The organism is Saccharopolyspora erythraea, assembly GCF_018141105.1.
In the GTDB taxonomy this organism is placed as follows: domain Bacteria; phylum Actinomycetota; class Actinomycetes; order Mycobacteriales; family Pseudonocardiaceae; genus Saccharopolyspora_D; species Saccharopolyspora_D erythraea_A.
The window spans coordinates 6,481,806-6,493,831 of record NZ_CP054839.1 but is presented as its reverse complement, the minus strand read 5'-3'; the positions used below and the strand labels follow the sequence as shown (position 1 = coordinate 6,493,831).

Genomic DNA, 12,026 nt, shown 5'->3' with positions numbered 1-12,026 from the left:
TCACGCCGCCGGTTCGGGCTGGAAGCGCCGGACCGGCGGTGGGCTGACCCACCAGGTGAGCAGCGGCCCCGCGATCGCCAGCACCAGCACGTAGGCGGTGGCCAGCGGCCCCAGCGGGTTTCCCGGCAGGGCGACCAGGCCGACGATGATGATCGAGAACTCGCCGCGCACGGCCAGCACGGTTCCCGCGCGCAGCCTGCCCCGCGGCCCGGCGCCGTGGCGGCCCGCCGCGTACCAGCCGGTGAGGATCTTGGTGCCGGTCGAGACCACGGCCAGCGCGAGAGCGACCGGCAGCAGCGGCACGAGCGCGGCAGGCGGCACCGAGAGCCCGATCGCCAGGAAGAACGCCGCCGCGAACAGGTCGCGCAGCGGTGCGATGACGCGGCGCAGGCGGCCCGCCAGCGGCCCGGTGACCGCCAGGCCGACCAGGAACGCCCCGACCGCGGCCGAGGTCCCGGCGAGCTCGGCGGCCGCCGCCACGATCAGGGAGAGGCCGATGATCCGCAGCAGCAGCTGCTCGGTGTCGCGGTCGTCGACGAGGCGCCCGACGCGGTGGCCCCAGCGATGCGAGACCGCCAGCGCGACCGCGAGCACGCCGACCGCCACCGCGACGCTGGCCATGCCGTGCAGCAGGCCGCCGCCAGCCGCCAGCACCGCCAGGATCGGCAGGTAGACGGCCATCGCGAAGTCCTCCAGCAGCAGGATCGACAGCACCACCGGCGTCTCCCGGTAGGCCAGCCGGTGCAGGTCGTCCAGCAGCCGCGACACGATCGTCGACGACGACACCCAGGTGACACCGGCCAGCGCGACGATCCCGGTGGCGTCCAGCCCCAGCAGCCACCCGGCCACCGCACCTGGCGCGGCGTTGGCGACCATGTCGACCAGCCCGGAGGGCACGTGCCTGCGCAGGGTGACGGTGAACTCCTCCACGGAGAACTCCAGCCCCAGGCTCAGCAGCAGGAGCACGACCCCGATCGAGGCCCCGACCTCGATGAACTCACCGGCGGCGGGCAGTGGCGCGATGCCGCCCTCGCCCATCAGCAGCCCCACCAGCAGGTACAGCGGGACCGGCGACACCCCGAACCGGCGGGTGATCGTACCCGCCGCGCCGAGGACGGCGAGCACGATCCCGAGTTCCATCAGGAGCGCGACCGAGGTGTGCACGGCGCTCAGCTCGCGAGGATGTGTTCCACACCGGTGATGCCCTGCTGCGTACCGATCACCACGAGGATGTCGCCCGCCCGCAGCTGCTGTTCGGGGCCCGGTGAGGCGATCACGTCCTCGCCCCGCACGATCGCCACGATCGACGACCCGGTGCGGGTGCGGGCACGTGTCTCGCCGAGCGTGCGGCCCGCGAACCGCGAACCCGCCGTGACCTCCACCTGACCCGCGTTGAGGCCCGGGACCTCGCGGGTCAGGTCCGCGAAGCGCTCGGCGATGCGCGGCGCGCCGAGGATCTCGGTGACCGCGTCGGCCTCCTCCGGCCCGAGCCGGAACAGCAGCCGCACCTCGTCGGGGTCGTCGCCGGGGTAGGAGACGAACTCGAAGTCGCCGGTGCGCCGGGCGACCACGCCGATGCGCTGGCCCTCTTCGGTGCTGAACTCGTAGCGCAGCCCGACCCCGGGGAGCAGGACCTCTGTAACGTCCATGACCTCATCATCGCCCGGACGCCCGGCCCCGGCCCGCGCAGACGTCGCCGGAGCAGGTGAGGCCCCGCCCCCGGAGCGGGAGTCAGGAGTACAGGCCGGGCCGCTCGACGAGCTGGACCGTCGTGCGCGCGCCGCTGGTCTGGGCGGCGACGCCTGCCTCGCACGCGGCCGCCGCGGCGTAGCCGTCCCACGCGCTCGCGCCGTCGATGCCGCCGTCGCGGGCGGCATCGGCCCAGCGCTGGAGCTCCTCGTCGAACGCCTGCTGGAAGCGCGGGCGGAAGTCCGGGGTGATCGAACCGCCCCACGCGCCGCGGACGTGGGTGGTCATGCCGCTGTCGCCGCCGACCTGCGCGGTGCCGCCCTCGCAGACCGCCTCGCAGCGGACCTGGTAGCCGAAGCCGCAGTTGACGAAGATCTCGACGGTGACCAGGACGCCGCTCGCGGTCTCGATCGTGACCAGCTGCGGGTCGATCATTCCGGACGGAGCGTTGGCGGTCGATCGCGGATGGCGCACCGAGACCGCGGTGATCTCCTCGCCGAGCAGCCACCTGGTCGTGTCGAACTCGTGCACCACCGAGTCGAAGATCATCATCTGGCTGGTGAACCCCGGTGGGGCCGAGGCGTTGCGGTGCGCGCAGTGCATCAGCAGCGGGCGGCCGAGCTCACCGGCGTCCAGCGTCCGCTTCAGTTCGGCGTACTCGGGGTCGAAGCGCCGCATGAACCCGACCTGGACGAGCCGGCTACCCGCGGCGACCTCGGCCTCCACCACGCGCAGCGACGACTTCGAGTCCGGGGTCAGCGGCTTCTCGCACAGCACCGGGATGCCGCGCTCGATCGCCGCCAGCAGCAGCGGTTCGTGGGTGCGGCCCGGCGTGGCCAGCACGACGGCGTCCACATCGGACGCCTCGATCACCTTCAGCGGGTCGGTCTCGACCCGGCACCCCTCGATCCCGGCGGCCGCGCTCTCGGCGCGCTCCAGGTCTGGGTCGCCGACGGCGATCAGCGAGGCGCCGCTGATGCGCCGGTGGATGCGGGCGGCGTGGTCCGAGCCCATCAGCCCGGCGCCGACCAGCCCGACGCGGAGTTCTGGGTTGCTCATCTGGCGCTCCTGTGGTCAGCGGCGGGAGCCGCAGCGGGTCAGGTACTGGTGGGTGCGCCGGGCGATCGGCAGCGGGGCCTCCGGGGCGCACGGGTACATGTCCTGCTCGACGATGGCGAACATGTCGGCGTCGAGGTCGTGGGCGGCCTCGACGATCGGTGCGAGGTCAGGGACTCCGCCGGGCGGCTCGCACATCACGCCGCGCCGGACCGCGGGCCCGAACGGCAGGTCCTCGGCCGCGACCTCCTCGAGCACCCGCGGGTCGACCTGCTTGAGGTGCAGGTAGCCGATGCGGCTCGGGTACTTGCGGATCAGGTCGAGGTTGTCGCCGCCGCAGTAGGAGACGTGCCCGGTGTCCAGGCATAGCGTCACCAGGTCGGGGTCGGTGATCTCCAGGAAGCGTTCGACGTGGGGCTGGGTGTCGACGTGGCTGTCGGCGTGCGGGTGGAACTGCATGCGGACCCCGTACTCCTCGAACAGCGCTCTGGCGAGCCGGTCGATGCCGGTGCCCAGCGCGGCCCACGACCCGTCGCCCAGCAGCCGGTCCTCGAGCTGTTCGCCGGTGGCCGGGTCGCGCCACATCTCCGGGATCACCACGAGGTGCTTGGCGCCCAGCGCGGTGGTCAGGTTCGCCACCTGGCTGACGTGCTCCCAGGTCTGCTGCCAGACGTCGCCGCGGTGGAAGGCGGTGAAGCAGGTGCCGGCCGACAGCGTCAAGTCCCGCCGGGCCAGCTCGTCGAGCAGCCGGCCCGGGTCGGTGGGCAGGTAGCCGTAGGGGCCGAGCTCGATCCAGCGGTAGCCGGCTTCGGCGACCTCGTCGAGGAAGCGCTGCCACGGGGTCTGGTGCTCGTCCTCGGGGAACCACACGCCCCAGGAGTCCGGGGCGGAGCCGATGCGCAGGCGCTCGGCTGCCGGGTCGGCGGTGGACATGGCCGTCCTCTCTGTCAGAAGGGGGAGTGCGGGGCGAGGGCTCGGCCGCTGCCTGCGTGCCGCGAAGGGTCCGTCAAGTGTGCTCCGGGCGTGGACGCCCGTCAGCGCTCATGGGTGCCCGCAGTTTTGCCGGGGCGCAACACGACTGTCAATACTTAGTCCTGACATATTTACGTACAGAGTTACTCTGGTGCCGAAAAAAGCCGCCGGTCAGCGGGTGCTGATCCGGCGGCCGGGTGTTCGCGGCTCGCGGGGGAGCCTCAGGATTCGCCGCGGAGCGAGAGGTCGAAGCTGTAGCGGGAGGCCCGGTACACGTGCGAGGCGTACTCGACGACCTTGCCCTCCTGGTCGTAGGTCGTGCGCTCCATGGTCAGCAGCGGCGCGCCCACGGGCTCGTCGAGCAGCTCGGAGTCCTCCTCGGTGGCCACGCGCGCCCCGATGGTCTGGTGCGCGGCGTGCAGCCGGACTCCGGCCGACCGCAGCAGCTGGTAGAGCCCGCGCTCCTCCAGGGTCTCGCTGGAGGGCTGGATCAGCGCCGCGGGCAGCTCGTTGCGCATCCGCGCGATCGGCTCGCCGCGCGCCGCGCGCACCCGCTCCAGGCGCAGCACGTCGTCGCCCTCGCTGATGCCCAGCCGCTGAGCGACCTCCGCCGAGGCCGGAACGACCTCGTTGACCAGCACGCGCGTGGTCGGCTTCTGGTCGATGCGGGCGAGGTCGTCGTAGAGGCTGGTCAGCTCCAGTGGCCGCTTGACCCGGTTGAACACGACCTGGGTTCCGGCGCCGCGCTTGCGGACCACCAGGCCCTTGTCCACCAACGAGCCGATGGCCTGGCGGACGGTGGGCCGCGACAGGCCCAGGCGGGCGGCCAGGTCGATCTCGTTGTCCAGCCGGGTGCCGACCGGCAGCGAGCCGGTGTCGATGGCCTTCTCGATCTGGCTGGCGACCTGGAAGTACAGCGGAACCGGGCTGGTGTGGTCCACGGTGATCTCCGTGGCGGGGTCCCACGCCGTGCTTCGGCCGGAGCTGCGCTGGATGGACGTCACGGTCCCACGTTAGCAGGAATGATTGACGTCAATAAGTAAGCATGTCCGGACAAACTATTGACTCGTGCCGTGTGGCGGAGTAGACAGGGAACCCGACGCCGCAGTGACCAGCACCTCTGGAGGTTCCTCGATGACAAGCCCGTTCGACGTGATCACGATGGGCCGGATCGGGGTGGACATCTACCCGTTGCAGACCGGCGTCGGACTGGCGAAGGTGGAGTCCTTCGGCAAGTACCTCGGCGGCACGGCGACCAACGTCGCGGTCGCCGCCGCCCGGCTCGGCCGCGGCAGCGCGGTGATCACCCGCACCGGGGCAGACCCGTTCGGCGAGTACCTGCACGAGGCGCTGCGCGACTTCGGCGTCGACGACCGCTGGGTCACCCCGGTCGAGCAGTACCCGACGCCGGTGACCTTCTGCGAGCTGTTCCCGCCGGACGACTTCCCGCTGTACTTCTACCGGCAGCCCAAGGCGCCCGACCTGGAGATCAACGCCGACGAGCTCGACTACGACGCGATCGCCGACGCCCGCATCTTCTGGATGACCGGCACCGGGCTGGCCGAGGAGCCCAGCCGCTCGGCGACGCTGGCCGCCCTGCGCCACCGCGCCCGGCGCGGCACCACGGTCTTCGACCTCGACTGGCGGCCGATGTTCTGGCCCGAGCACGACGAGGCCACCCACTGGTACCAGCAGGCCCTGCCGCACGTGACCGTCGCCGTGGGCAACCTCGACGAGTGCGAGCGCGCCGTGGGCACCCGCGACCCCGAGGGCGCGGCCGAGGCGCTGCTGGCGGCGGGCGTCGAGCTCGCGGTCGTCAAGCAGGGCCCCAACGGCGTGCTGGCCCGCACCCGCGACGAGAGCACGACCGCGCCCCCGGTGCCGGTCGACGTGGTCAACGGCCTGGGCGCGGGCGATGCCTTCGGCGGCGCGCTGTGCCACGGCCTGCTCGCGGGCTGGGAGCTCGAACGCACGATGCGCTTCGCCAACGCCGCGGGCGCGCTGGTCGCCTCCCGGCTGGCGTGCTCCTCGGCGATGCCCTACGAGCACGAGATCGACGACCTGCTCTCCAGCCGCCCGCTCGGCGCGGCCTGAGCACCCGACCCGAAAGCGAGAACCGTGTCCAACCTGACCATCACCGAACTCACGCGAGTGCGGGCGAGCAGGCCGGAGGCCATCGCGGAGGCGGCTGCCCGGAGGGCCCGGCGCCCGCTGCTGGGCTCCAGCGGCCGCCTGATGATCGTGGCCGCGGACCACCCGGCGCGGGGCGCGCTGGGCGCCGGTGCCGAGCCGCTGGCGATGGCCAACCGCTTCGACCTGCTCGAACGGCTGTGCGTGGCCCTCAAGCGGCCGGGGGTGGACGGGGTGCTGGGCACTCCCGACATCCTGGAGGACCTGCTGCTGCTCGGCGCGCTGGAGGGCAAGGTCGTCGTCGGCTCGATGAACCGCGGCGGCCTGGCGGGCGCCTCGTTCGAGCTCGACGACCGGTTCACCGGGCACCGTGCCGAGGACATCGAGCGGCTCCGCTTCGACGCCGGCAAGCTGCTGCTGCGCATCGACACGGAGGACCCCGGTTCGCTGAACACCATGTGCGGCACGGCCAACGCCATCAACGAGATGGCCGAGCGCAGGCTGATGACGATGGTCGAGCCGTTCATCTCCCGTCGCGTCGGCGGCAAGGTGCGCAACGACCTGTCGCCGGAGGCGGTCATGCGGTCGATCGCCATCGCCTCCGGGCTCGGCGGCACCTCCGCCTACACCTGGCTGAAGATCCCGGTGCCCGGCGGCGACGTCGACCGCATCCCGCAGGTGCTGGAGGCCACCACGTTGCCGACCGTGCTGCTGGGCGGCGAGGTCTCCAGCGACCCGGAGGCCACCTATGAGCGGTGGCACAAGGCGCTGCAGTCGCCGAACGCGCGCGGGCTGGTCGTCGGGCGGACGCTGCTCTACCCGGGCGACGGTGACGTGGAGGGCGCGGTGGACGCGGCCGTCGAGCTGCTGTGAAAGCCGGATCAGTTCAACGAGGAGCGATGGTGACCGACAACGCTTTCTACCGCCCCGCCGGTACCACGGCTCGGGACGGCTACACCACCCACGTGGACCCGGAGTCCGCAGGCTGGGGGTACTCCTCGCTGCGGGTGCTGGAGCTGGCCGCGGGCCGGCGGCACGAGCTGTCCACAGGGGACAGCGAGTGGATCGTGCTGCCGCTGTCGGGCGGCTGCGAGGTCTCCTGCGACGGCGAGACGTTCCGGCTCGACGGCCGGGAGAGCGTGTTCAAGGGCGTGACCGACTTCGCCTACGTGCCGCGCGACGCCGACGTCGCCATCACCTCCGCCGAGGGCGGCCGGTTCGCCCTGACCGGCGCGAAGTGCGAGCGCAGGCTGCCCGCGCGCTACGGTCCCGCCTCGGGCGTGCCCGTCGAGCTGCGCGGCGCGGGCCAGGCCAGCAGGCAGGTCAACAACTTCGGCGCCGCGCACGTGTTCGAGGCCGACCGGCTGATCGCCGTCGAGGTGCTGACCCCGTCCGGCAACTGGTCCTCCTTCCCGCCGCACAAGCACGACACCGAGCGGGAAGGGGAGTCGCAGCTGGAGGAGATCTACTACTTCGAGATCGCGGGCGCCGAAGGCGTCGGCTACCAGCGCGTCTACCCCTCGGGGCCCGACCACACCACCGACGTGCTCGCCGAGGTGCGCGACGGCGACGTGGTGCTGATCCCCGACGGCTGGCACGGCCCGTCGATGGCGGTGCCCGGATACGACATGTACTACCTGAACGTGATGGCAGGCCCTTCCCCCGACCGGGCCTGGCTGATCTGCGACGACCCCGCGCACGCGTGGGTCAGGGGCACCTGGGGCGACCAGCCGGTCGACTCCCGGCTGCCCCTCTACACCGCCCCGGAGGGCGGTCAGTGATGACGGGCGGGCTCTCTTGCGGCCGAACGGGATCGAGCGACCCGCTGTGCGGGGTGGAGGAACGATGAGCGGTACTCGACGGCTGACCGTCGCGCAGGCGCTGGTGCGCTTCCTGGCGAACCAGTACACCGAGCGCGACGGCACGCGGCAGCGGCTGATCGCCGGCTGCTGGGGGATCTTCGGCCACGGCAACGTCGCCGGCGTCGGGCAGGCCCTGCTGGAGGCCGGGCCGGACATGCCCTACCTGCAGGGGCGCAACGAGCAGTCGATGGTGCACGCCGCGGTCGGCTACGCCCGCCAGAGCGGCCGGATGTCCACCTACGCCTGCACGACCTCGATCGGTCCGGGCGCGACGAACCTGGTGACCGGGGCCGCGCTGGCCACCATCAACCACCTGCCCGTGCTGCTGCTGCCCGGTGACGTCTTCGCCACCCGGCCCGCCGACCCGGTGTTGCAGCAGCTGGAACTGCCGCACGCCCGCGACGTCAGCGTGAACGACTGCCTGCGCCCGGTCTCGCGCTACTTCGACCGCATCTGGCGGCCGGAGGCGCTGGTGGCCTCCGCGCTGGACGCCATGCGGGTGCTCACCGACCCGGTGGAGACCGGCGCGGTGACGCTGGCGCTGCCCCAGGACGTGCAGGCCGAGGCCCACGACTGGCCGGAGGAGTTCTTCGCCGAGCGGGTGTGGCGGGTGCACCGGCCGCTGGCCGACCCGCGCTCGGTGACCGACGCCGCGCAGCGCATCCGCGAGGCCCGCAGGCCGCTGGTCATCGCGGGCGGGGGCGTGCACCACAGCGCCGCCGAGGACGCGTTGCGCGAGTTCGCCGAGGCGACCGGGATCCCGGTTTCCGAGACCCAGGCCGGGCGCGGTTCGCTGCGCCACGACGACCCCGCCGAGCTCGGCTCGATCGGCCACACCGGCACCTCGGTCTCCGACGACATCGCAAGGCAGGCCGACCTGGTCATCGGCGTCGGCACCCGCTACTCGGACTTCACCACCGCCTCGCGGACCCTGTTCGCCAACCCGGACGTGCGGTTCGTCAACATCAACATCACCGGCCACGACGCCGTCAAGCAGGCGGCCACACCGGTCGTCGGCGACGCCCGGGAGAGCCTGCGGGCCCTGACCCGCGAACTCGACGGGCACCGCGTGTCCGACGACTACGTGCGCGAGTACCGCGAGGGCCAGCGGCGCTGGGCGGAGGTCGTCGAGCGCACCACCAAGGCCGCCGACGGCGGTGAGCGTCCCGGCCAGGCCGAGGTGCTCGGGGTCATGGACGAGGTGCTGGCCGACACCGACGTGGTGATCAACGCCGCCGGGTCGATGCCCGAGGACCTGAACAAGCTGTGGCGGGCCAAGGACCCCCGCCAGTACCACGTGGAGTACGGCTACTCGTGCATGGGCTACGAGATCCCGGCCGCGCTCGGCGCCCGGCTGGCCGACCAGCAGCGCGAGGTGTTCGCGCTGGTCGGCGACGGTACGTACCTGATGATGCCGACCGAGCTGGTCACCGCCGTGCAGGAAGGCATCAAGATCAACCTGGTGGTCGTGCAGAACCACGGCTACGCCTCGATCGGCGGGCTCTCCGAGAAGGTCGGGGGCGAGCGGTTCGGCACCGCCTACCGCTACCGCGACGAGGACGGGACGTTCTCCGGTGAGCCGCTGCCGGTCGACCTGGCCGCCAACGCCGCGAGCCTGGGCATGGACGTCCTGCGGGCCACGACCGTGGACGAGCTCCGCGACGCGCTGCGCGAGTCCCGCGCCTCGGCCCGGCCGACCGCCGTCTACGTCGAGACCGACCCGGCCAAGGCGCAGCTGCCCCCGGAGGCGTGGTGGGACGTGCCCGTCGCCGAGGTGTCGACCCGGCAGAGCACCCAGCTGGCGCGCAAGCGCTACGAGGAGAACCTCCGGGAACGCCGCAACCACCTGTAACCACCCACGACGGACGTGAAGGAACTGCTTTGAAGACCATTCAGCATTGGATTGACGGTGCGGGGGTCGAGGGGACCTCGGGTCGTTTCGGCGCCGTGACCAACCCCGCCACGGGTGCCCAGACCGGCCAGGTCGCTCTGGCCGGTGTGGGCGAGGTGGACAACGCGGTGGCCGCGGCGGCCAAGGCGTTCACCGAGTGGGGGCAGGTGTCGCTGTCCAAGCGCACCCAGATCCTGTTCCGCTACCGCGAGCTCGTGCACCAGCACCGCGACGAGATCGCCTCGCTGATCACCGCCGAGCACGGCAAGGTCCACTCCGACGCCCTCGGCGAGGTCGCCCGCGGCCTGGAGATCGTGGAACTGGCCTGCTCGATCCCGCAGCTGCTCAAGGGCGAGCTCTCCACCCAGGTCTCCAGCCGGGTCGACGTGGAGTCGATCCGCCAGCCCCTGGGCGTGGTCGCCGGGATCACCCCGTTCAACTTCCCCGCCATGGTCCCGATGTGGATGTTCCCCGTCGCGATCGCCTGCGGCAACACCATGGTGCTCAAGCCCAGCGAGAAGGACCCCTCGGCCACCGTCCGGCTGGTCGAGCTGGCCACCCAGGCCGGCGTCCCCGACGGGGTGCTCAACCTGGTCAACGGCGACAAGGAGGCCGTGGACCGGCTGCTGACCCACCCCGACATCAAGGCCGTGTCGTTCGTGGGGTCGACCCCGATCGCCCGCTACGTCCACGACACCGCCGCCACCCACGGCAAGCGGGTGCAGGCCCTTGGCGGGGCCAAGAACCACATGCTGGTGCTGCCCGACGCCGACCTGGACCACGCCGCCGACGCCGCGGTCTCGGCCGCCTACGGCTCGGCCGGGGAACGCTGCATGGCCATCTCCGTGGTCGTGGCCGTCGACCCGGTCGGCGACGAGCTGGTCGCCAAGATCGCCGACCGCGCCCGCAACCTGCGCATCGGCCCCGGCACCGACCCCGCCTCCGAGATGGGGCCGCTGGTCACCGCCGCCCACCGCGACAAGGTCGCCTCCTACGTGCCCCAGGCCCGTGAGCAGGGCGCCGAGGTCGTCGTCGACGGCACCGACCTCCAGGTGGAGGGACACCAGGACGGGTTCTTCGTCGGGGTCAGCCTGCTGGACAAGGTCACCCCCGAGATGAGCGCCTACCAGGACGAGATCTTCGGCCCGGTGCTGGCGGTGGTGCGCGCCGACAGCTACGAGCACGCCCTGGAGCTGATCAACTCCTCCCAGTGGGGCAACGGCACCGCGCTGTTCACCCGCGACGGCGGCGCCGCCCGCCGCTTCAAGCTCGAGGTCGAAGCCGGCATGGTCGGCATCAACGTCCCCATCCCCGTGCCGGTGGGCTACCACTCCTTCGGCGGCTGGAAGGACTCCCTGTTCGGCGACCACCACATCTACGGCAACGACGGCATCCACTTCTACACCCGGGGCAAGGTCGTCACCACCCGCTGGCCCGACCCCAGCGACGGCGGCATCGACCTCGGCTTCCCCGCCAACAGCTGAGGCGGGACCGGCGTCCTGCCGGCCGCGCCACGCCCGGGCGAACGTCGCACTCGGCGAAACCGGCTACACCGGATAGAATCCGGGTGCCCTTCCGGTGGGCCGCGGCGCACCCGGGGGCCGGCAGAGACTAGCCGCAGGCGGTACCGGCGCCATCTGGTCCGCGAGCGGCTTTCGGGGCGGCCAAAAGGGAGGAACGGCCACCGGTCGTTTCGGCCGTCCGCGTGGGAGACCCGCTGACCTGCACCAGGTCAGCGGGTTTTTCGCATTCCGGGCCGGGCTCCCGGCCTCACCCGGTGGTGTGTTCGCCGGTGCCGCGCCGCCACTCGTCGAGGTCGAGGGCGTACTCGACCTCGCCGTGCTCGGACCCGGCGATCGGCTCGTCGAGGTCGCCGTCGAAGGTCCGGACGTAGCGCAACCCGGCCTTCTCCATCACCCGCCGGGAGCCCTTGTTCACCGTCATCGTGTGCGCGTACACCCGGCGCACACCCAGCTCGGTGAAGCCCTTGCGGATCAGCGCGAGCGAGCCCTCGGTGGCGTAGCCCCGGCCCCACGCCGCCTTGTGCAGCCGGTAGCCGAGCTCGACGGTGCCCGGTTCGTCGAGCTCCCGCGGGCGGAGCAGGAACCAGCCCAGGAACCTTCCGGTGGCCTTCTCGATCGCGGGCCAGTAGCCGAAGGGCCCGCGCTCGTACCAGCCGAGCATGCGCTGGAGCTCGTGGTCGACGCGCTCGGCGGGCACCGGCCTGCCCCCGTTGAGGTAGCGCATCACGTCGGGGTCGTTGTGCAGCGCGAACAGCTCGTCGCGGTCTTCCTCGGTGATCCTGCGCAGGACCATCCGCCCGGTTTCCAGGATCCGCTCCATCTCAGACCGCCTCCGCCTCGACGCCGCACCGGCATTCTGCCCGAGCTCGCCCCCGCGGTCGCCCGGTTCTCCGGTGGGAGTCC

The 12,026-nt window shown here is 72.1% G+C and carries 11 protein-coding genes; 5 read left to right on the top strand and 6 right to left on the bottom strand.

Annotated elements, in window-relative coordinates; translation table 11 throughout:
- The 5 genes from HUO13_RS29010 to HUO13_RS28990 all read right to left on the bottom strand — a co-directional run bounded on the left by HUO13_RS29010 (position 1) and on the right by HUO13_RS28990 (position 4,721).
- Positions 1-1,164, bottom strand: a complete 1,164-nt coding sequence (locus HUO13_RS29010) for a cation:proton antiporter (protein WP_211898155.1) — start codon at positions 1,162-1,164, stop codon at positions 1-3.
- Between the two features lie 5 nt (positions 1,165-1,169).
- On the bottom strand, positions 1,170-1,649 hold the full coding sequence (locus HUO13_RS29005; protein WP_211898154.1) for a cation:proton antiporter regulatory subunit: 480 nt from the start codon (positions 1,647-1,649) through the stop codon (positions 1,170-1,172).
- Positions 1,650-1,731: 82 nt separating this feature from the next.
- Positions 1,732-2,748, bottom strand: coding sequence for a Gfo/Idh/MocA family protein (locus HUO13_RS29000; RefSeq protein ID WP_211898153.1), 1,017 nt, complete (start codon positions 2,746-2,748; stop codon positions 1,732-1,734).
- Positions 2,749-2,763: 15 nt separating this feature from the next.
- Positions 2,764-3,678: a sugar phosphate isomerase/epimerase family protein gene (locus tag HUO13_RS28995; RefSeq protein WP_211898152.1), complete on the bottom strand. Its 915-nt coding sequence runs from the start codon at positions 3,676-3,678 to the stop codon at positions 2,764-2,766.
- A gap of 260 nt (positions 3,679-3,938) precedes the next feature.
- On the bottom strand, positions 3,939-4,721 hold the full coding sequence (locus HUO13_RS28990) for a GntR family transcriptional regulator (RefSeq protein ID WP_282974979.1): 783 nt from the start codon (positions 4,719-4,721) through the stop codon (positions 3,939-3,941).
- Between the two features lie 130 nt (positions 4,722-4,851).
- Here HUO13_RS28990 and iolC point away from each other — a divergent pair, with 130 nt between their 5' ends.
- The 5 genes from iolC (at position 4,852) to HUO13_RS28965 (ending at position 11,084) form a co-directional block, all read left to right on the top strand.
- On the top strand, positions 4,852-5,811 hold the full coding sequence (iolC, locus tag HUO13_RS28985; RefSeq protein WP_211898151.1) for a 5-dehydro-2-deoxygluconokinase: 960 nt from the start codon (positions 4,852-4,854) through the stop codon (positions 5,809-5,811).
- Positions 5,812-5,835: 24 nt separating this feature from the next.
- Positions 5,836-6,720 carry a Cgl0159 family (beta/alpha)8-fold protein gene (locus HUO13_RS28980; protein WP_211898150.1) on the top strand — a complete coding sequence of 295 codons (885 nt, stop codon included), beginning with the start codon at positions 5,836-5,838 and terminating at the stop codon, positions 6,718-6,720.
- Between the two features lie 26 nt (positions 6,721-6,746).
- Positions 6,747-7,628, top strand: a complete 882-nt coding sequence (iolB, locus tag HUO13_RS28975) for a 5-deoxy-glucuronate isomerase (protein WP_211898149.1) — start codon at positions 6,747-6,749, stop codon at positions 7,626-7,628.
- Between the two features lie 64 nt (positions 7,629-7,692).
- Positions 7,693-9,561 (top strand): 3D-(3,5/4)-trihydroxycyclohexane-1,2-dione acylhydrolase (decyclizing), encoded by a 1,869-nt coding sequence (iolD, locus tag HUO13_RS28970; RefSeq protein WP_211898148.1) that lies wholly within the window; start codon positions 7,693-7,695, stop codon positions 9,559-9,561.
- 29 nt (positions 9,562-9,590) lie between these two features.
- The gene (locus tag HUO13_RS28965) at positions 9,591-11,084 is read left to right on the top strand and encodes a CoA-acylating methylmalonate-semialdehyde dehydrogenase (protein WP_211898147.1); all 1,494 of its coding nucleotides are present in this window, start codon (positions 9,591-9,593) and stop codon (positions 11,082-11,084) included.
- Positions 11,085-11,370: 286 nt separating this feature from the next.
- On the opposite strand, the gene HUO13_RS28960 is transcribed toward HUO13_RS28965, so the two are convergent.
- Positions 11,371-11,943 carry a GNAT family N-acetyltransferase gene (locus HUO13_RS28960; protein WP_211898146.1) on the bottom strand — a complete coding sequence of 191 codons (573 nt, stop codon included), beginning with the start codon at positions 11,941-11,943 and terminating at the stop codon, positions 11,371-11,373.
- Positions 11,944-12,026 lie beyond the last annotated feature (83 nt).

Excerpts from the sequence above, each read along its gene's own strand:
- HUO13_RS29005 (WP_211898154.1), bottom strand. The coding sequence starts at position 1,649 with ATGGACGTTACAGAGGTCCTGCTCCCCGGGGTCGGGCTGCGCTACGAG.
- HUO13_RS29000 (WP_211898153.1), bottom strand. The coding sequence starts at position 2,748 with ATGAGCAACCCAGAACTCCGCGTCGGGCTGGTCGGCGCCGGGCTGATG.
- HUO13_RS28995 (WP_211898152.1), bottom strand. The coding sequence starts at position 3,678 with ATGTCCACCGCCGACCCGGCAGCCGAGCGCCTGCGCATCGGCTCCGCC.
- iolC (WP_211898151.1), top strand. The coding sequence starts at position 4,852 with ATGACAAGCCCGTTCGACGTGATCACGATGGGCCGGATCGGGGTGGAC.
- iolB (WP_211898149.1), top strand. The coding sequence starts at position 6,747 with ATGGTGACCGACAACGCTTTCTACCGCCCCGCCGGTACCACGGCTCGG.
- iolD (WP_211898148.1), top strand. The coding sequence starts at position 7,693 with ATGAGCGGTACTCGACGGCTGACCGTCGCGCAGGCGCTGGTGCGCTTC.
- HUO13_RS28960 (WP_211898146.1), bottom strand. The coding sequence starts at position 11,943 with ATGGAGCGGATCCTGGAAACCGGGCGGATGGTCCTGCGCAGGATCACC.